The 17610-nt window shown below is 58.4% G+C and carries 16 protein-coding genes and 2 tRNA genes; 4 read left to right on the forward strand and 14 right to left on the reverse strand.

Annotation, left to right across the window (positions count from 1 at the left end; genetic code table 11):
- Positions 1 to 753 carry an LOG family protein gene (locus tag OIS50_RS09710; protein ID WP_264690444.1) on the reverse strand — a complete coding sequence of 251 codons (753 nt, stop codon included), beginning with the start codon at positions 751 to 753 and terminating at the stop codon, positions 1 to 3.
- Positions 754 to 820: 67 nt separating this feature from the next.
- Here OIS50_RS09710 and OIS50_RS09715 point away from each other — a divergent pair, with 67 nt between their 5' ends.
- Positions 821 to 1810: a 2-hydroxyacid dehydrogenase gene (locus tag OIS50_RS09715; protein WP_264690445.1), complete on the forward strand. Its 990-nt coding sequence runs from the start codon at positions 821 to 823 to the stop codon at positions 1808 to 1810.
- A gap of 118 nt (positions 1811 to 1928) precedes the next feature.
- Here the strand turns inward: OIS50_RS09715 and OIS50_RS09720 are convergent, their stop codons facing one another.
- The 7 genes from OIS50_RS09720 to mltG all read right to left on the reverse strand — a co-directional run bounded on the left by OIS50_RS09720 (position 1929) and on the right by mltG (position 7571).
- Entirely contained in the window at positions 1929 to 3938 is a 2010-nt protein-coding gene (locus OIS50_RS09720) for a PAS domain-containing protein (RefSeq protein ID WP_264690446.1), read from the reverse strand.
- Between the two features lie 27 nt (positions 3939 to 3965).
- Entirely contained in the window at positions 3966 to 4322 is a 357-nt protein-coding gene (locus OIS50_RS09725) for a hypothetical protein (protein ID WP_264690447.1), read from the reverse strand.
- A gap of 199 nt (positions 4323 to 4521) precedes the next feature.
- Positions 4522 to 4606 (reverse strand) — tRNA-Ser (locus OIS50_RS09730).
- Positions 4607 to 4659: 53 nt separating this feature from the next.
- Positions 4660 to 4746: transfer RNA gene (locus OIS50_RS09735), tRNA-Ser, on the reverse strand.
- A 131-nt stretch (positions 4747 to 4877) separates the two neighbouring features.
- Positions 4878 to 5846 (reverse strand): YihY/virulence factor BrkB family protein, encoded by a 969-nt coding sequence (locus OIS50_RS09740; RefSeq protein ID WP_264690448.1) that lies wholly within the window; start codon positions 5844 to 5846, stop codon positions 4878 to 4880.
- A 133-nt stretch (positions 5847 to 5979) separates the two neighbouring features.
- A complete protein-coding gene (locus OIS50_RS09745; RefSeq protein ID WP_264690449.1) occupies positions 5980 to 6393 on the reverse strand; it encodes an acyl-CoA thioesterase in 414 nt (137 codons plus the stop codon).
- Between the two features lie 104 nt (positions 6394 to 6497).
- Positions 6498 to 7571 carry an endolytic transglycosylase MltG gene (gene mltG, locus OIS50_RS09750; RefSeq protein WP_264690450.1) on the reverse strand — a complete coding sequence of 358 codons (1074 nt, stop codon included), beginning with the start codon at positions 7569 to 7571 and terminating at the stop codon, positions 6498 to 6500.
- 373 nt (positions 7572 to 7944) lie between these two features.
- Between mltG and OIS50_RS09755 the strand changes: the two genes are divergently transcribed.
- Positions 7945 to 8574, forward strand: a complete 630-nt coding sequence (locus OIS50_RS09755) for an L-threonylcarbamoyladenylate synthase (RefSeq protein ID WP_264690451.1) — start codon at positions 7945 to 7947, stop codon at positions 8572 to 8574.
- Between the two features lie 112 nt (positions 8575 to 8686).
- On the opposite strand, the gene OIS50_RS09760 is transcribed toward OIS50_RS09755, so the two are convergent.
- Together OIS50_RS09760 and OIS50_RS09765 are read right to left on the reverse strand one after the other, a co-directional pair.
- Positions 8687 to 9589 carry a lysophospholipid acyltransferase family protein gene (locus OIS50_RS09760; RefSeq protein ID WP_264690452.1) on the reverse strand — a complete coding sequence of 301 codons (903 nt, stop codon included), beginning with the start codon at positions 9587 to 9589 and terminating at the stop codon, positions 8687 to 8689.
- Positions 9586 to 10470 carry a hypothetical protein gene (locus OIS50_RS09765; RefSeq protein WP_264690453.1) on the reverse strand — a complete coding sequence of 295 codons (885 nt, stop codon included), beginning with the start codon at positions 10468 to 10470 and terminating at the stop codon, positions 9586 to 9588. The genes OIS50_RS09760 and OIS50_RS09765 overlap by 4 nt, the downstream gene beginning before the upstream one ends.
- 130 nt (positions 10471 to 10600) lie before the next feature.
- Here OIS50_RS09765 and OIS50_RS09770 point away from each other — a divergent pair, with 130 nt between their 5' ends.
- Together OIS50_RS09770 and OIS50_RS09775 are read left to right on the forward strand one after the other, a co-directional pair.
- Positions 10601 to 11257, forward strand: a complete 657-nt coding sequence (locus OIS50_RS09770; RefSeq protein WP_264690454.1) for a WbqC family protein — start codon at positions 10601 to 10603, stop codon at positions 11255 to 11257.
- A 72-nt stretch (positions 11258 to 11329) separates the two neighbouring features.
- The gene (locus OIS50_RS09775; protein WP_264690455.1) at positions 11330 to 13921 is read left to right on the forward strand and encodes an ATP-dependent Clp protease ATP-binding subunit; all 2592 of its coding nucleotides are present in this window, start codon (positions 11330 to 11332) and stop codon (positions 13919 to 13921) included.
- A 62-nt stretch (positions 13922 to 13983) separates the two neighbouring features.
- Here the strand turns inward: OIS50_RS09775 and OIS50_RS09780 are convergent, their stop codons facing one another.
- Genes OIS50_RS09780 through OIS50_RS09795 form a run of 4 tightly spaced genes read right to left on the reverse strand, consistent with a single transcriptional unit; the run spans position 13984 to position 17494 of the window.
- Positions 13984 to 14946 (reverse strand): glycosyltransferase family 2 protein, encoded by a 963-nt coding sequence (locus OIS50_RS09780; protein ID WP_264690456.1) that lies wholly within the window; start codon positions 14944 to 14946, stop codon positions 13984 to 13986.
- Positions 14947 to 14998: 52 nt separating this feature from the next.
- The gene (locus OIS50_RS09785; RefSeq protein ID WP_264690457.1) at positions 14999 to 15661 is read right to left on the reverse strand and encodes a methyltransferase domain-containing protein; all 663 of its coding nucleotides are present in this window, start codon (positions 15659 to 15661) and stop codon (positions 14999 to 15001) included.
- Positions 15662 to 15704: 43 nt separating this feature from the next.
- A complete protein-coding gene (locus OIS50_RS09790; protein WP_264690458.1) occupies positions 15705 to 16406 on the reverse strand; it encodes a WbqC family protein in 702 nt (233 codons plus the stop codon).
- Positions 16407 to 16414: 8 nt separating this feature from the next.
- On the reverse strand, positions 16415 to 17494 hold the full coding sequence (locus tag OIS50_RS09795; protein ID WP_264690459.1) for a DegT/DnrJ/EryC1/StrS family aminotransferase: 1080 nt from the start codon (positions 17492 to 17494) through the stop codon (positions 16415 to 16417).
- Positions 17495 to 17610 lie beyond the last annotated feature (116 nt).

Raw genomic sequence — 17610 nt, forward strand, 5'->3', positions numbered from 1 at the left:
CTACCACCTAGGGCGCCGGCGGCCGTAGGCCAGCCGAAACTTTCGGATGGCGTGTTCCTCGATGTGCGCCAGGGCCTCCTCCACCGAGTCGGTGTAGGTAAGCAACTGCAGGTCTTCCGACGAAATCATGCCGTTGGCGGCCATTTCGGCCATCAGGTTTTCGAGCGGCTCCCAGTACTCTTTGCCCACAATCACCACCGGAAAGTGGTCGATTTTCTTGTTCTGAATCAGCGTAAGGGCCTCGAAGAACTCGTCCATGGTGCCGATGCCGCCGGGCATAATCACGAAGGCGTAGGAATACTTGATCAGCAGCACTTTGCGCACGAAAAAGTAGCGGCACGTCAGCCACTTATCGAGGTATTGGTTGCTCGATTGCTCGTGCGGCAGCAGAATATTCAGGCCCACCGACAGGCCGCCGGCCTCGCGGGCGCCGCGGTTGGCGGCTTCCATAATGCCCGGCCCGCCGCCCGTAAGCACCGTAAAGCCCATGCGGCTGACGCCGGCCCCCAGGGCCCGGGCCTGCTCGTAGAACGCCGAACCCTCCTTCACGCGCGCCGAGCCGAACACCGAAACGCACGGGCCCACGTTGTGGAGCGTGCGCAGGCCGCGCACAAAATCGCGCAGCACCTCAAACAAGAACTTTAGCTCGCTGCGCCGCGACTTGGGCCCTTCCAGAAACTTGCGCTCCTGGTTGCGGGCCGAGTACGTTTCGTTGAGCGGCAGCCGTGATATATTGGCGTCGTCGTCGTTCATAGCAGGCAGTACGGCGGGCGCGGCGGCACGGCTGCGCAACTTTGCCGGCTGCCAATCAAGCAATTTTATGCGAACGGTTGTATTCAGCACCAAACCTTACGAACAGCCCTACCTGGAGCAGGCCAACGCCGGCCGGCACCAATTGATATTTGAGCCAGCCAGCCTGAGCAGCGCCACCGCCCACCTGGCTGCGGGCGCCGAGGCCGTATCCATTTTCACCAACGACGACGCCTCGGCTCCGGTGCTCGAGGCCCTGCGCGCCGCCGGGGTACGCCATGTGGCCGTGCGCGCCGCCGGCCACGACCAGGTGGCCCTGCCCCACGCGCGCCACCTAGGGCTGCGCGTGGCCAACGTGCCCGAGTACTCGCCCTACTCCGTGGCCGAGCACGCCGTGGCCCTCATGCTGGCCCTGAACCGCCGCCTGCGCCAGGCCGATTACAACCTGCGCAACTACGATTTCCGGCTCGATGGGCTGGTGGGGTTTGATATGAACGGCAAAACCGTGGGCATTGTGGGCTGCGGGCGCATCGGCGGGGTGCTGGCGCGTATTCTGCACGGCTTCGGCTGCCGGCTGCTCGGCTACGATCCGGCCCCGAACGCCGCCCTCACCGAGCGCTACGGCCTGGCGTATACTTCGCTCGAAGAGGTGTTTGCGCAGTCCGACATCGTAAGCATCCATGCCCCGCTCAACGAGCACACCCGCCACTTTATCGGGGCCGGGCTGCTGCAGCAAATGAAGCCCGGCGCCATGCTCATCAACACGGGCCGCGGGGGCGTGCTCGATACCGAAGCTGCCATTGCCGCCCTCCGGAGCGGGCACCTAGGCGCCCTGGGGCTCGATGTGTACGAGCACGAGAAAGGCCTGTTTTTTTTCGATCATTCGCACGAGCCGCTACCCGCCGACGACACGTTTGCGCGCCTGCTGGCCTTCAAAAACGTGCTCATCACCGGCCACCAGGCTTTCCTGACGCGCGAAGCCCTGCAAAACATAGCCGACACCACCGTTGAGCACCTCAATTGCTGGGCCCGCCGGGAGGCTTCGCCGCACGAGTTGTAGTGTGCCTTTGCCCTGGGGCGGCCGCACCACCTAGGGCGGCACCCCTATCCGCACGCAACGGCAAGGCCCCAACCGCTTGTGGCGGTTGGGGCCTTGCCGTTATCAATACCGCAGACACCTAGGCTTGCCCGAGCTGCTGTTTCAGGCTTTGTACTTCGCGCTCCAGCTCCAGCGTGCGGAACGTGATTTTCAGCTCCAGGTCGTTGTAGGCGCGCTCCAGGCGCTCCTGCATCTGGCGCATGTCGGTTACGTCGGTGTTGGTGCCAAGCCAGCGCACCACTTCGCCCTGCTCGTTGTGCACGGGTACGGCCCGCGTCAGAAACCAGCGGTACTCGCCCTCGTGGCTGCGCAGCGGAAACGACAGCTCCCAGGCCTTGCCGGCCCCCCAGGCTTGGCGCACAAACGCCACTACCCGCTCGATGTGGTCGGGGTGGTGCACTTTCTCCCAGCCCCAGCCGCGCATTTCCTCCAGCGTGGTGCCCGTAAACTCGTACCAGCGCTTGTTGTACCAATAGATGTCGCCGTTGGCCTCGGCCATCCAGGCCAGCTGGGCCACGTTGTCGGCCAGGGTGCTGAACTCCTCTTCGCGGCGGCGCAGCTCGGCCGCGGCGCGGCGCTGCTCGCTTACGTCCTGCATGGCGCCAATCATGCGCACGGGCTTGCCGGCCTCGTTGTGCGCAATGTGGCCCCGGTCGATTACCTCGGCGTAGGTGCCGTCGGCGCGGCGGTAGCGGTAGCTGTCCTTCCACAATTTGCCGCCCCCGTCAATCACCTCATGAATGCCGTGCACGATGCGCTCGGCATCCTCCGGGTGAATGTGGTTGTACCACCATTCGGAGGTTTCCTGCACCTCGCCGGGCTGGTACTGAAACACGCGTTCAATGGCGTTATTCCAGGTTAAGGCGTTGGTTTCGAGGTTCCAATCCCAAATGGCGTCGTTGGTAGCCAGCGAGGCCATGGCGTACCGCTCTTCGCTCCAGCGCAACCGCTCCGAGGCCAGCTTTTGCTCGTTGATGTCGGTGCAGGTGCCAAACCACTTGGTAATCTGCCCCTGCTCGTCGCGCATGGGCAGCGCCCGGGCCAAAAACCAGCGGTAGTCGCCTTCTTTCGACTTAAAACGATATTCGATTTCGTAGGGCGCGCCGGTCGTGAGCGAGTGCGTCCAAACGGTGCGGGCCCGCTGCTGGTCGTCGGGGTGCAGCAGGTTGTTCCACATTTCGGTGCCCTGGCTTTGCTCCACGTTGTAGCCCGTAAACTCAATCCAGCGCTGGTTGAAGTACGTGTGGTAGCCCTGCGGATCGGTTACCCATACCATTTGCGGCATCAGCTCCGTTACCCAGCGCATTTCTTCCTGCTGCTGGCCGAGCTGCTGCTCGGCACGGTGGCGGGCATCGATATCGGTGCTGGTGTTCACCCACTGCACCACCTGGCCATCGGCATCGAGCTGCGGCTGGGTGTTGTTGAGGTACCAGAAGTACTCGCCGTCGTGGCGGCGCAGCCGGTATTCGGCCTGGTACGGAATGCCGTGGTCGATGGCACGCTGCCAGCGTTCGGCCAGCATGGCCAGGTCGTCGGGGTGCACAATGCCGGCCCAGCTTTCCTGCAGTTGCGCCAAGGTGTAGCCGGTAAACTTCAGCAGGCTGTTGTTGGCGTAGGTTGGCTCGCCGGCCGCGTTGGTTACCAGCAGCAGCAGGGGCGCATTTTCGGCCAGAAAGCGGTAGTTGTTTTCGGTTTGCCGGGAGGCCGTAATGTCGGTGATGGTGCCAATGAAACGCACGGCCTGGCTGCGCGCCGCATCGAAGAAAGCGCGGCCCGTAGCGCGTACCCAGCGCAACTCGCCGTCTTCGAGCCCTACGGTACGGTATTCTACGTCGTACGAGCCGGTGCCTTTCGGATCGAGGGCCTGTTGCACCACCTTGTCGGTGGGCTCCCGGTCGTCGGGGTGCAGTCCTTCCAGAAAGCGGGGGTAATCAACCTCGGCCGTGGGGGGCAAGCCAAACAGCTCCTTGCAACGGTTCGACCATTGCAGCTCGCCCGTGATGGGGTTAAAGTCCCAGGTGCCCACGCCGGCCGCCTCCACGGCGGTTTGCAGGCGTTCGTAATCGGAAACGGTTTCGGAATTCTGCATTGCAGTCAGGTACAAGGGTGGAATGGGCTACGGCTGGGTCAGCTGCATTTCCATCCCCGACAAGAAGTACAGATTAAGCTGGCTTTGCAGGCCATCGGCCGAGCGGCGCAAGCGTGTTATCAGGGCCCGGGTTTTCTCCTGGGCCACCTCAATCTCTATGTAGGGCCGGTTCAGCATTTCATCACGCTGAACGCTCCAGCTACCCGGCAGCTGCTGCCCGCCCTCGAGGTGCAACGTGTTGGCCTGCAGGTGCACAAACGTAGCTTGGGCCAGCGGGGTGCTGGGGTCGGTTCGGTTCAGCACCTTGTCCGCCACGCGCCACGCACCCGTCAGATATTCATCTGGGAGCTGCTGCAGGTTTACGTCGAATAGCAGGTCGGACATGTAGGTTAAAAAACCAATAACTCAAATGAGGCGCAAGGCAAGTAAACAAAACTTCCCCCTTACCCTAGGGGTGCGCCAAGGCAATAAGTATTTGTACGCAAAGCATAACTCAACAATACAACTTTATACGTACCAAGCTCAACGATGATGCACTAAAAGCAAAAGTGCTGCCCCGGTGATGGGGCAGCACTTTTGCTTGCAGAGGAGGAGGGATTCGAACCCCCGGAGGTGTTACCCTCAACGGTTTTCAAGACCGCCGCAATCGACCACTCTGCCACTCCTCTGGCTGGCGCTTGGTATAAAAAAAGGCTTTTCCAGCGCCGAAAAAGCCTTTTTGCAGAGAGGGGGGGATTCGAACCCCCGATACCGTTGCCGGTATAACGGATTTCGAATCCGTCGCATTCGACCACTCTGCCACCTCTCTGTAGCCCAAATGAGTGGTTTGGGGACTGCAAAACTAGTAGGCCATGTTGCCCGATGCAAGTACACTGGGCAAAAAAATCTTTTGCCTGGGCCTCTGGCCCCACACTTGGCTGGCTTTCAGTCCGATATTTTTCAGGCCGAGGCTTTGGCTGCCTGGCTGGCCCTGCGGGCCTTGCCCCTACCCGTTACGGCATCCACGCTCACGTTCACCTCAAAACCCAGAATCAGGGTCATGCACACGAAGTCGAGCCACACCATAAACCCGACAAGCGTACCGATAGAGCCGTAAAAGTGGTTGTAGCTATCGAAGATCTTGATGTAGAGCACGAACATGAACGACACCAGCAGAATAAGCACGGTGGCGATGATGGCCCCGGCCGACAGGAACGGCCACCGGTCCTGCACGGCCGGCACGTAGTAATAAATCATGCAGGTAACGAACAGGAACAGCCCCACCACCGAGCCGTAACGCAGCAACGAAATCAGAAACTCGGTGAGGCGCTCGGGCACAATCTCGTAGTACACCAGGGCATCGATGATGTAGGTGCCGAAGAAGATGCCGGCCACGGCCACCAGCAAGGCCAACGACAGCACCACCGTGAGCACCGTGGCAATTACCCGCTTGCGCAGGTAGCTGCGGCGCTTAAAAATGCTGTGCTTTTTATCGAAGGCATCGAGCAGGGCCATGATGCCGTTGGAGCTGAGCACCAGCGCCGTGGCAAAACCAAACGACAGCAGGCCGCCGTGCGGGATGTACACGATGTCCTCGATGGTTTCGCGGGTGGCAGCGTACATCTCCTTGGGCATGATGTCGCCCAGAAACTGCAGAATGTCAATGCTCAGGCCCGGAATCTGGATGTAGGGAATGAGCGTGAACAAGAAGATAATAGTAGGAAACACGGCCACCGTGAAATTGAAGGCCATGTAGGAGCTGCGCTTGGTAATGGAGTCGAAGCGCAGCTCGTCGAGCATATGATCAACCACATCGTACATCGAAACGCCGTTGCGCAACCGGAACCCGGCCAGCCACTGAATAAAGCGGCGGTAGGTGCGGCGGCGCCGCAGAATGAGCGCCTTGCGGTAACGATCGGGAAGCTCCATGGTCAGATAGGGACTAGGGCTTAGGTATTAGGTTTTGTGGATGTAGCCTTAGGTATCGGCTGACGGTGGCTCCTGGGCGCAGCACCTTATTACCAATACCTAGCCCCAAGTCCTAAAACCTAAGCCCTAATACCTAAACACTAAAATACGGCCTGATGCTATCGAGCACATGCGCTGGAATGGCTGTGGGCCGGCCAGTGGTGCTGTTTACGAAAACCATGAGCGTGGAGCCCTCGGTGAGTAGCTCGTTGGCTTCGTTGTATATCTCGTATTCGAACAGCACGCGCGAGCCTTCGGGCATTTGGCGGAGTAACATGCGCACGCGCAGCAAGTCGTCGTAGCGGGCCGGGCGCCGGAATTTGATCTGCAGCTCCCCTACCGGCATGCCCACGCCTTCGGCTTCCAGCTCCTTGTAGCTGATGCCCAGCTGGCGGAAAGCCTCGGTGCGGGCTACCTCGAAGTACGCGGCGAAGTTGCCGTGGTACACGTAGCCCATTTGGTCGGTTTCGGCGTAGCGGACGCGGATATGAACGTCGGATTGATACATGCTCTTTTCGTTGCTCGTTTTTGGTTATTTGTTTTTCGTTGTGGCTTTGCTCTTCAGGATCAGCACCGAACAACAAAAAAGCGAACAACGAAAAACGAAAAGGCTTACTTCATGATGCCGGAGCGCGTGAGGGCGGCCTGGTAGCGGCGGGCGTTCAGGATATGGTCGCGTTCGTTGGTGGCAAAAGCGTGGTAGCCGCTGAAATCCTCCTTGGCGCAGAAGTACAGGTACTTGTGCTCCTCGGGGTTCAGCACGGCATCGATGCTGGCAATGCTGGGCAGGTTGATGGGGCCGGGCGGCAGGCCGGCGTATTTGTAGGTGTTGTAGGGCGAGTCTTTCTGCAGGTGCACGTTGAGCACGCGCCGAATGCCGAAGTCGCCGTTGGCGTACACCACAGTGGGGTCGGCTTGCAGCTTCATGCCGCGCTCCAAGCGGTTGAGGTACACGCCCGCCACGCGGGGGCGCTCATCGGCGTGCTGCTGCTGCTCGGCCTCCACAATGCTGGCCAGGGTGCTCACCTGGGCGCGGCTCAGGCCCAGGGCTTTGGCTTTGGCGTCGCGGGCGGGCGTCCAAAACTTCTCGTACTCCTCTTTCAGGCGCTTGAGTACCTTTTGCGGAGGCGTGGTGTAGTACAGCTCGTAGGTGTTCGGGATGAACATGGTGAGCAGCGCCGTGGTGTCCTGAAACCCTAGGTCGCGGGCGTAGGCGTTGCTGCTGAGGAGCGAGTCGAACTCCTGGGGCCGCGAAGCGAAGCTTTCGCTGAGCTTGCGGGCCAGGTCGCGGCGCAGGCGGATGTTCTGGAACGTGAGCTTGAGCGGGGCCTGAATACCGCGGCGCAAGTCGTTGATGAGCTGGCGGTTGGTGTAGCCGTCTTTTAGCTCGTAGCGGCCGGGCTTCACAAGTCGGTCGTACTTCATGAGGCGGGCCACAAAGTGCAACGAGAGCTTATCGACGATAACGCCGCTTTGGTCGATGGTTTCGAGCACTGATTTGGCGCTTTGGCCAGGCTTCACCACCACGTAGGTGGGGCGGCCTTTCGTCTCCACGTTGGGCGTGTAGAAGATCTGGTAGAAGTAGTACGAGAACGTAATCAGCAGAATGCCGAAAATGCCCAGCGGATAGGCAAAGCGGTTGCGGCGGCGGGTGGCTCGGGCGCGGTACTCGTCGGGAGTTGGCATCGGGAGAGCTGGAAGTAGCAGATAGAAAAGCTATTTGCCGAACGCGGCGGCCCCGTTGGGGGCTGCGCACAGCAATAATCATCGGCCAAAAGTAAGGCCCTTTGCCGTCGTTTTGATGCGCCACCTAGGGAATGTGCTTTGGCCCCGGGCCCGGCCGCCGGCGCCTCGGTACCGGTGCATCGTGCTTGCCATGGGCCCCGCTGCGGCCCTAGGTCGGGTTGGCAATGGCAGCCAACGGCCTGCCGATGCGGGCTGCTTAGGGTGCTTGTTTCGGCACCGCCCTAGGAAAACACAACTCCGCTGCCCGCTTGCGCGTCATACGGGTATTGTGTAACTAAGCCGCCTTTCCCTTCACTAACGCTCACGACCTGCCATGGCTGCTACCCTGCTGCGTATTCACCCCGACAATCCGCCCCTCAACAAAATTCAGCAAGCTGTACAGGTGCTGCGCCAAGGCGGTGTTATCATTTACCCCACCGATACCATTTACGGGCTTGGCTGCGACATCACCAACCAACGGGCCGTGGAGAAACTGTGCCGCATTCGGGGCCTGAAGCCCGACAAAGCCAACCTTTCGTTTATCTGCTCCGATTTGTCGCACATCAGCGACTACGCCAACGGCATTACCACGCCCACCTACAAGCTGCTGAAAAAAGCGCTGCCCGGGCCGTTTACCTTTATTTTCGAAGCCAGTGCCAAGGCGCCCAAATACGGCGGCGTGAAGCGCAAAACCGTGGGCATCCGCATTCCCGACAATGCCATTGCCATGGCCTTGGTGCGGGAGCTGGGCAACCCCATCGTGTCGACGTCCATTCACGACGACGACAGCATCATCGAGTACAGCACCGACCCCGAGCTGATTTACGAGAAGTACCGCCCGCTGGTGGATTTGGTTATCGACGGCGGCTTCGGCAACAACGTAGCCAGCACCGTAGTCGACTGTACCACCGAGGACTACGAAGTAGTGCGCCAGGGCGCCGGCGACATCGAACAGTATTTGTAGTTAATGAGTTGGGGAGTTTTGAGTTTAGGAGTTAATGGGGTTTGAGTTAGGAAGTGATAAACGTATCAACTCCTCCCCTACCCAACTCTTAAACTCAAAACTCCCCAACTCATTAACTCTTCTGAAGTTTCCAGCGGCGGTGCGACCAAAGGTACTCCGAGGGTCGTTCTACAATGTCGCGCTCGATGCGGCGGGCAAAAGCCTCGGTGATGGGGTGCTCGGCCAAATTCAGCTCCGAGGAGCCGTCGTAGATTTCCTCCAGGGTGATGGTGCAGTAGCCGCGGCGCACCTTCCGGATGCTGGCGTACAGCACCGGGCAGTTGTACTGCACGGCCAGGCGGTCGGAGCCGGTGAAGAAGGCCGTGTCCTGGTTGAGCGTGCGCGTCCAGTAGGCGTACTTGCTTTTGGGCGGGCACTGGTCGGAGAGCATGCACAGGGAGCGAACCTTTCCCCGATTGGCTTCCATGTCGCGCAGGGTTTCGCGCATCGGAATAAGGCCGGTACCCAGGCGCGTGCGCAGCCGGAAAATGAAGTAGTCGAAAAACGGGTTGCTCAGGGGCTTGTACACGCCATCCACCTTGCCCGGCCAGCGCTGGGCGCCGGCTGGGGCTATCCACTCCCAGTTGCCGTGGTGCGAGCCCAGCGTCATGATGGTGCGGCCTTTGGCAAAGTAGGCGTCGCCGAGCTCGGGGTTGGTTACCACCACGCGCCGGTTAAACTCGGCGTGGCTGATGGTGGCCATCTTCAGAATCTCGACGATGGTATCGGCAAAGTGGCGGTAAAAGCCGTGGGCGGTGTTGCGCACCCAAGCCTCCGACTTATCCGGGAACGAGTTGCGGATGTTGCCGAACACCACGCGGTGGCGGTAGCGCAGCACGTAGCGCATCAGCACGTAAAAAAAATCGGCCACCAGGTAGAGCACCGGCATCGGCAAGCTCGACAGACCTAGGAGCAGCCACTCAAGCGGGAGGTAATACCACGCAAAATCGCGGCGCGTGGGCTTCGGGTGATTCATCGGGGCAAAGATGCACCACCGGGCGCGTATTCGGCGCTGCTACGGTTGAACTTAGCCGAACGCGCGGCCAGCACTTTGTTGGCGGCGTTGCGCACCTCAACCGTAAGCGTGTACTCGCCATCGGTGTTGATGCCCAAGGCGCTCAGGCCACCTAGGGGCAGCTCGCCGGCCACGGCTGTGGGCCTGCCCGCCTTGGCAGTACCCAGGGGCGCATCGGCATCGGCCGCAAACCCCTCGGCCGACTCCACGTGGTAGTGCAGCTTGAGGGCCTGGCCGGGCGTGGCGTTGTAGAGTTCAAGGTAGAAGTACAGCTGATCGGCGCCGCGGCCGTAGTTGCCGGCCGGCGTGCGCGTAAGCAGGTAGCCGCCGCGCGTAAAGTTGGTTTGCGCGGTGGTTTGGCTGGCCGGCTTGCTCAAAAACGCAATGTCGCTGAGCACGGGGGTCGTGGCCGGGTAGTTGAGCACCAAGGGCCGCTCCACCACCGTGGGGGCGGCTTTGCGGTATTGGTCGCGCAGCTCGGCCCGCAGGGTGTACTGCCCGGCCGGCAACGTTAGGCGCTTCAGAAAGCTCTGCGGGTTTTTAAGCGCGGCGGTGGTGTCGCTGATAACGGGCGGCTTTAGCGTAACGGTTTCGGTATGGGCAGGCTTGCCGTCGGCCCGCAGCACCTGCAGCGTAACCGCGGCGGCGGCCTGAAAGCTACCCGGGGCGCGGCGCATGTACGTAAGGCCATTGCCGGGCACGGTGGCATACACTTCTACCTCGTAGGTGTTGGCACCTAGGGTTTTAAATCGGGCCACATCGAGCAGCAGCGTGGGCGTAGCGGCGCGGGCGGCCACAGCAAGCAGCACCAGCAAAAGCGGCATCAGCAAACGAAAACGCATGGGCAAACAGGCAACGTAGATGAATGATATGGCGCTACAACGCAAAAAGTCGGCCGTAGTGCCAATTCGGGCAGCAACCTTCGGGTAGTACTTTCGCCTCTTTCCTAGGTAACGCCGCTTTTCTCCTGCCATGCCAGCCGTATTGTTTGAGCTGCCCTACTGCCCGCCGGCCGCTTTTTTTGCCGAACTACTCACGGCCGATTCGCTGTTGCTGGAGCGGCACGAAAATTACCACAAGCAAACGTACCGCAACCGCTGCCTGGTACTCACGGCCCAAGGCGTGCAGCCGCTTACGGTGCCGGTAATCGATGGCAACCGCTCCGAGAAGGTTCGCATCGACGCGCTCGAAATAGATTACCGCCAGAACTGGATTCACCGCCACTGGCGCACCTTGCAAACGGCGTACGGCGGCAGCTCTTATTTTGAGTACTATGCCGACTATTTGCACGACATCTACGTAAGTAAACCAGACAGGCTCTTTGACCTGAACCTGGCCCTGCTGCGCTTGCTGCTGCGGTGCCTGCGTTTACCCCTCCCTGTTGAGTACACCACCGAGTGGCACGCCCGCTACCCGGCCGAACCTGTGCTCGACCGGCGGGATTGGCTGAGCCCGAAGCAGCTGCCTGACAGCCCGTCAGGCGCGGGGCTGCAGCGGCCTTACCGGCAGTGCTTTGGTGCGGAGTTTGTACCTGGCCTAAGCGTGCTGGATCTGCTGTTTGCAGCGGGTCCGGCGGCCGGCACTTACCTTGTGCCAGCCTCCTCGCCGGCGGCGAACCTTCTGCCCTAATAGCCGGTTTAAGTATTTGCATCCGGCGATACAAGTTTTGTACACGTCCGGATTCTTTCTCACCTTATCTGCATGGAAGCGAAATTCTCAAATAGAGTCAAGGAGGTTATCTCCCTGAGTCGGGAAGAAGCCATCCGACTTGGCCACGACTATATAGGCACCGAGCACCTGTTGCTGGGTATGATTCGGGAGGGCGAGGGTACTGCCATTGCTCTGTTGAAGAAGCTCGGCGTATCCGTAGAGGAGCTGAAATACGCTCTCGAACAAGCCACACGTAACACTGCGACCCAAGGTATCAGTATAACGGGTAGCATCCCGCTGACGAAGCAGACGGAGAAGGTTCTGAAGATTACGTATCTCGAAGCCAAAATCTTCAAGAGCGAAATCATCGGTACCGAGCACCTGCTACTCTCGATTCTGCGCGATGAAGACAACATATCTTCCCAAATCCTGAGCAAGTTTAACGTGAACTACGAAGCCGTACGCGACTCGCTGGATTACCACGGTAACACCAGCCACAACCCCACCTCGGGCCCTTCGGACACCGACGACGACGACAACGACAAACTGTTTGGCTCGTCCAAATCGTCGGGCTCGGCCGCGGCCAAAAAGCCGGGTGAAAAGTCGCGCACGCCGGTGCTCGACAATTTCGGCCGCGACCTGACCAAGCTGGCCGAAGACGATAAACTCGACCCCATTGTGGGCCGCGAAAAGGAAATTGAGCGCGTAGCCCAAATTCTGTCGCGCCGCAAAAAGAACAACCCGATCCTGATCGGCGAGCCGGGCGTGGGTAAAACGGCTATTGCCGAAGGCCTTGCCCTGCGCATCGTGCAGAAGAAAGTATCGCGCGTGCTTTTCAACAAGCGCGTCGTTACGCTCGACCTCGCCTCGCTGGTGGCCGGTACCAAGTACCGCGGCCAGTTTGAGGAGCGCATGAAGGCCGTGATGAACGAGCTGGAGAAGTCGCCCGACGTTATCCTGTTTATCGACGAGCTGCATACCATTGTGGGCGCCGGCGGTGCCTCGGGTTCGCTCGACGCCTCGAACATGTTCAAGCCGGCTTTGGCCCGCGGCGAAATCCAATGCATCGGTGCTACCACCCTCGATGAGTACCGTCAGTACATCGAGAAAGACGGCGCCCTGGCCCGTCGTTTCCAGATGGTAATGGTGGACCCCACCACGCCCGAGGAAACCATTGAGATTCTGCACAACATCAAGGACAAGTACCAGGACCACCACCACGTGGTGTACACTGACAAGGCCATTGAGGCGTGCGTGAAGCTCTCGGACCGCTACATGTCGGACCGCTTCCTGCCCGATAAGGCCATCGACATCCTTGACGAGGCCGGTGCGCGCGTGCACATCAACAACATCGTGGTTCCCGAAGACATCCTGAAGCTCGAAGAAAGCATCGAGAACATCAAGGTGGAGAAGAACCGCGTGGTGAAGTCGCAGAAGTACGAAGAAGCCGCTCAGCTCCGCGACAAGGAGAAGAAGCTCATCGAACAGCTCGACACCGCGAAGCGCAACTGGGAAGAAGAAACCAAGAAGAAGCGCTACACCGTGAAGGAGGAAAACGTGGCAGAAGTTATTGCCATGATGACCGGCATTCCGGTGAGCCGCGTAGCCCAGAACGAAGGCGAGAAGCTGCTGAAGATGGGCGAAGAGCTGAAAGGCAAAGTAATTGGCCAGGACAAAGCCATTGCCCAGCTCGTGAAGGCCATTCAGCGTACCCGCGTAGGTCTGAAGGACCCGAAGAAGCCCATCGGCTCGTTCGTGTTCCTAGGTCCGACCGGCGTAGGTAAGACGGAGCTGGCCAAGGTGCTGGCTACTTACCTCTTCGACAAAGAAGATGCGCTGGTGCGCATCGATATGTCGGAGTACATGGAGAAATTCAGCGTATCGCGCCTGGTGGGCGCGCCTCCCGGCTACGTGGGTTACGAAGAAGGCGGCCAGCTGACGGAGAAAATCCGCCGCAAGCCGTACTCGGTAATCCTGCTCGACGAAATTGAAAAGGCGCACCCCGACGTGTACAACCTGCTGCTGCAGGTGCTCGACGACGGTATCCTGACCGACGGCCTAGGTCGCAAAGTCGATTTCCGCAACACCATCATCATCATGACCTCGAACATCGGGGCCCGTGATTTGGCTGACTTCGGTGTGGGTATCGGCTTCGGCACCAAGGCCCGCCAGGAAAACATGGACGAGTTGATGAAGGGCACCATTGCCAGCGCACTGCGCAAGACCTTCGCGCCGGAATTCCTGAACCGCCTCGACGACGTGATTGTGTTCAATGGCCTGCAGAAGGAAGATATCTTCAAGATCATCGACATCTCGCTTGCCAAGCTGCGCCAGCGCGTACAAGCCCTGGGCTACCGCATCGAGCTGACCGAAGCCGCGAAGAACTTCGTGGCGGAGAAAGGCTACGATCCGAAGTACGGTGCGCGTCCGCTGAACCGGGCTATCCAGAAGTACATCGAAGACCCGATTGCGGAGGAAATCCTGAAGGCACAGCTCACGCAAGGCGACGTCATCAAAGCCGACCACGAGGAAGGCAAAGAGGAGCTTCTCTTCAGCTCGTACAAGAGCGACGAAGCGCCACAACTAGCCAGCGACGAGCGCCCGGCCGAAACGCCGGAAGCTCCTGAAGGCAAGACGGAGTAAGCTGACCTAGCGTTAGCAACAAAACGGCCGGCTGCTTGCGCAGCCGGCCGTTTTGTTTGTGGCTATTGATTAGGTAACCTGCCGCCTTTTCTCCTTTTAGCTGATGCCAGTTTCTTCAAACCCAAGGCCAATAGCCGTTGCGGTTTGTTGTAGGGCACGGGCACGTGAATATTGTCCCAATTAATTAGCCTCATATACCGTAGCGACCAAACCACGTCTTTTTGCTTGCAGGCGGCCACAAATAAATCGCGTAAAACAACTTGTCGTTCGGCCTCAATTTGTTCGTGGTACCGCAGCGGCAAATGCGCACGAATTTTTTCGAAGAACTCCAAAGATTGCCGCCGCTTTTGCAGCCAGCTCAGGCTAGAAAAGCACCCGTTCGTATGTATTCGGTATATGCCCATTACATCGGGCAGAAAATTAGCTGTTCCTCCTTCGGCAAGTACCCAATAATACATAGCCAGATCCGGGAAAGGAGATTCAAAATAATACGAGGGTAATTCGCCTTCAGGTCGCCGAAATATGGCAGAAAGCGTAAATATTGGATTCCCTAGGTAGATTAAATCATGCAGATGCAAGGCGGTTGCTACGCTGCTCCACCATGGATCAGCAGGGGCGCCATACTCTTGCGTACTCTGATCGTAAATCTGAATTGCGTGGAAGCTGACGTGGCAATTAGGGTCGGATTCCATTAAATCGATCTGCTTCTGCAGTTTGAGCGGATCTGTCCAGTAATCGTCGCCATCGAGCATGGCCACGTATTTGCCTGTGCAGAGCGCGTACGTTGGCCGCAGAATAGGAACCATTCCCATATTACGCTCTGGCAGATAGAGCGTAATCCGATCGGGATACTGCGCTTTGTATTCCTGCACAATGGCGCGCGTGCCGTCGGTAGAACAATCCTCCCCTATTACTAACTGCACCGCAAAATTGGTCTGCTGCATTAGCACACCCTCAATGGCTTGCCGGATGTACTTTTCGTGGTTGTAGGTTATCAACCACACGCTCACCAAGGGTGTACTCATAAAGAATTAAGCAGCAAAAAAGCCAATCTGGCGGCTTTCCACGGGTTGCGGATTATCTCTGGTTCGGCTCCCGGAAGAGGTAGGTAGTGTATTCATACAACCCGTAATCGTGCCGAAAGACAAAATTTCGGGTGATTTCTTTCTTTAAGAACGAAGCCAGCAGGTCCATGGGCATATGAAAAAGGTCCTCTCTTTCCCAATCCACCTGTTTGGTCATTACATTGAAAGCTATGCCCCTTGTAGCCCTGGGCCACAACGTGCGCAGCATATTCTGGCAATACGCCCACATCTCCTCGAAGCTGTTAGAGCACTTCTGCGTGAATATTCCGTTCAGGACAATGTAATCGAACACAGGCAGCACTTCCGGCTCCTTCAATACATCGAGCTGCAGGAAAGTGGTGGTCGGAAATTTCTGGCGGGCAAGGGCTAGGTATTTTTCCGATAAGTCGAGGCCCGTGTACTCTATGTGGCCTGCATGCTGTTGCAGAAACTGGCGGAAGTGTGCCGGACCGCAGCCGAAATCGAGCAACCGTATGGGTTCATCAGCCGGCGCAGCTGCCATGATGCCTTCGAGCATCACTTGGTAGCGAAGCTGTGCGTCGTGGTAGTTTGGCCAGCCTACGCCTTTGTGGTTGTCGCCGTGCGTTGCCAGGTAGGATTCGCATTGCGCTACTATCACATGGTGCTGCGCGTAGGCAGGATTTGATGGATTCATGGCTGCAGGTTTGGTTATCAGGTTGTGGGGCGGGTAATGCGTCTTACAGCAAAGTTCCTTGGCCGAACAGGGCCTTGGCTTGCTCGGGGGTGTTGTGCATCAGCAAATCGATTACAGACAAGCCAGGCACAAAAGCCGATTTACCACCCTGGGGGTAAGGCTGCAGGTTAGGCTGAAGGAACCGCAAGGCAATGCCGGAATTGGCGAAATCGGCAGCTGAATAAAGATCTATTCCTCCCGAGGCGTTTACGTATTCCGTAGCACCTAGGCGTTGGCATATTTCAATTATTCGGTTCTGGCCGCTCAGCTTATTGTCTTTATCGATGGCGGAACTACGCAGCAAGGGTACCGGCGCGGCTACGTAGTCATTTATCAAGTGCAGGCTATGACTTACCAGCGTCGTCAAGTCTGTTTCGGGCGAAAGCAGGATCTGCTCGATCAGCGGAAAGACCTGTGCCAGCCCCGGGGCTGTGCTGTACGCCTGCCGAATGGTTGTCAGTGCTTTGCGTCGGATTTTTTGATCGGTGTGCAGGTGGGTATCCCGAATCAAATTGTTCTGCGAGCCGCTGGCTACGGGTATAGTGAACAAGTACTCGGAGCCGTTTACCAGAATGCGGTTCCGGTTAATCCAGCCCCTTTTGATGAACGCTACATCATCGAGCAGTACAAAGGCATCGGCGCAGTGCAGCAGCTGGAAGTACCCCAGGTAAGGGAACAAGTAGGGCTGCATAATGGCTATGCGCATACCCCCTCTCAGCTACAAACCGCGGTTATAATACGGGCAATATGCTCCACTTCGGCCTCGGCCAACCCGTAGTACAAAGGCAGGCATAATACGCGCGATGCTACTGATGCGGCTACTGGGCAGGCGGCTGTGCCTTGCAGGTAAGGCAGGTTGGTGAGGGCCGGGTAAAAATACCGGCGCGGAAACACATTGCTGCTGTTCAGAGCGGCTACTACTGCCAGCAACTGCTCCTCCGACCGAAGCAATACCGGGTAATACGAGTAGTTGGGCTCGGCCCCAGCCGGCAATATGGGTTGTTGTAGGTGCAGAGGTGCGAGCAGGGCATCGTAGAGTGCTGCTAGAACTTGCCGCCGCTGCATCAGTTGTGGCACATAGGGCAGCACGCTTAGCCCCATAGCGGCGTGCAGCTCCGAGTTTTTGGCATTGATGCCCAGGCCAATAAATTGGTTTGGTCCGTCGTGGCCGAAGTTGCGCATATAACCAAGCTTGTGCGCCAACTCATCGTTGTTGGTTACCACAGCACCACCTTCTCCGGTATGAAAAAGCTTGGTGGCATGAAAGCTCAGGGTACTGACGTCGCCGTAATTGAGCGCTGAGTGCCCTAGGTAGTTTACCCCGAATGCGTGGGCGGCATCGTAGATAACGCGCAGGTTGTGGCGGCCGGCAATGCGGGCAATTGACTCCACATCGCATGGGGTGCCGAACACGTGTGTGGCCAGGATGGCGCGGGTGGTGGGAGTAATTGCTGCTTCAACCAGGTCAGGGTTCAAGCATAGGGTATCGGGGCAAATATCCACGAACACTGGCCGGCAGCCCTCCCAAACAATGCTGCTGGTCGTGGCCACGTATGAAAACGGCGTTGTGATAATGTCGCCTTCCAGCCCCAACGCTTTGATGGCCAATTGTAACGCAATGGTGCCGTTGCTCACAAAAAGCAGATGCTTTACCCCTAGGGCTTGCTTCAGCGCTTCCTCCAACTGCTCTACCAACGGGCCTTCGTTTGTGAGCCAGCCCCGTTCCCAAATGCCATTCAGTAGTTTTTGGTACTCCTCGAGCGGCGGCAGAAACGTTTTGGTTACTGTAATCATTAAGCTGGGCCCGTACGCTTCGACGAGAAATTGAAAGATACAATTCGGGTGCCGAAGTGAGACGACTCGAAATCAAACAAACAGCCAAAGTTATATACTTTCTGACTTATGTGTTA

Source organism: Hymenobacter sp. YIM 151858-1 (genome assembly GCF_025979705.1).
In the GTDB taxonomy this organism is placed as follows: Bacteria; Bacteroidota; Bacteroidia; order Cytophagales; family Hymenobacteraceae; genus Solirubrum.

Excerpts from the sequence above, each read along its gene's own strand:
- mltG (WP_264690450.1), bottom strand. The coding sequence starts at position 7,571 with ATGCCAACTCCCGACGAGTACCGCGCCCGAGCCACCCGCCGCCGCAAC.
- OIS50_RS09785 (WP_264690457.1), bottom strand. The coding sequence starts at position 15,661 with ATGAATCCATCAAATCCTGCCTACGCGCAGCACCATGTGATAGTAGCG.
- OIS50_RS09790 (WP_264690458.1), bottom strand. The coding sequence starts at position 16,406 with ATGCGCATAGCCATTATGCAGCCCTACTTGTTCCCTTACCTGGGGTAC.
- OIS50_RS09725 (WP_264690447.1), bottom strand. The coding sequence starts at position 4,322 with ATGTCCGACCTGCTATTCGACGTAAACCTGCAGCAGCTCCCAGATGAA.
- OIS50_RS09740 (WP_264690448.1), bottom strand. The coding sequence starts at position 5,846 with ATGGAGCTTCCCGATCGTTACCGCAAGGCGCTCATTCTGCGGCGCCGC.
- OIS50_RS09710 (WP_264690444.1), bottom strand. The coding sequence starts at position 753 with ATGAACGACGACGACGCCAATATATCACGGCTGCCGCTCAACGAAACG.
- OIS50_RS09720 (WP_264690446.1), bottom strand. The coding sequence starts at position 3,938 with ATGCAGAATTCCGAAACCGTTTCCGATTACGAACGCCTGCAAACCGCC.
- OIS50_RS09780 (WP_264690456.1), bottom strand. The coding sequence starts at position 14,946 with ATGAGTACACCCTTGGTGAGCGTGTGGTTGATAACCTACAACCACGAA.
- OIS50_RS09770 (WP_264690454.1), top strand. The coding sequence starts at position 10,601 with ATGCCAGCCGTATTGTTTGAGCTGCCCTACTGCCCGCCGGCCGCTTTT.
- OIS50_RS09755 (WP_264690451.1), top strand. The coding sequence starts at position 7,945 with ATGGCTGCTACCCTGCTGCGTATTCACCCCGACAATCCGCCCCTCAAC.
- OIS50_RS09765 (WP_264690453.1), bottom strand. The coding sequence starts at position 10,470 with ATGCGTTTTCGTTTGCTGATGCCGCTTTTGCTGGTGCTGCTTGCTGTG.
- OIS50_RS09715 (WP_264690445.1), top strand. The coding sequence starts at position 821 with ATGCGAACGGTTGTATTCAGCACCAAACCTTACGAACAGCCCTACCTG.
- OIS50_RS09775 (WP_264690455.1), top strand. The coding sequence starts at position 11,330 with ATGGAAGCGAAATTCTCAAATAGAGTCAAGGAGGTTATCTCCCTGAGT.
- OIS50_RS09745 (WP_264690449.1), bottom strand. The coding sequence starts at position 6,393 with ATGTATCAATCCGACGTTCATATCCGCGTCCGCTACGCCGAAACCGAC.
- OIS50_RS09760 (WP_264690452.1), bottom strand. The coding sequence starts at position 9,589 with ATGAATCACCCGAAGCCCACGCGCCGCGATTTTGCGTGGTATTACCTC.
- OIS50_RS09795 (WP_264690459.1), bottom strand. The coding sequence starts at position 17,494 with ATGATTACAGTAACCAAAACGTTTCTGCCGCCGCTCGAGGAGTACCAA.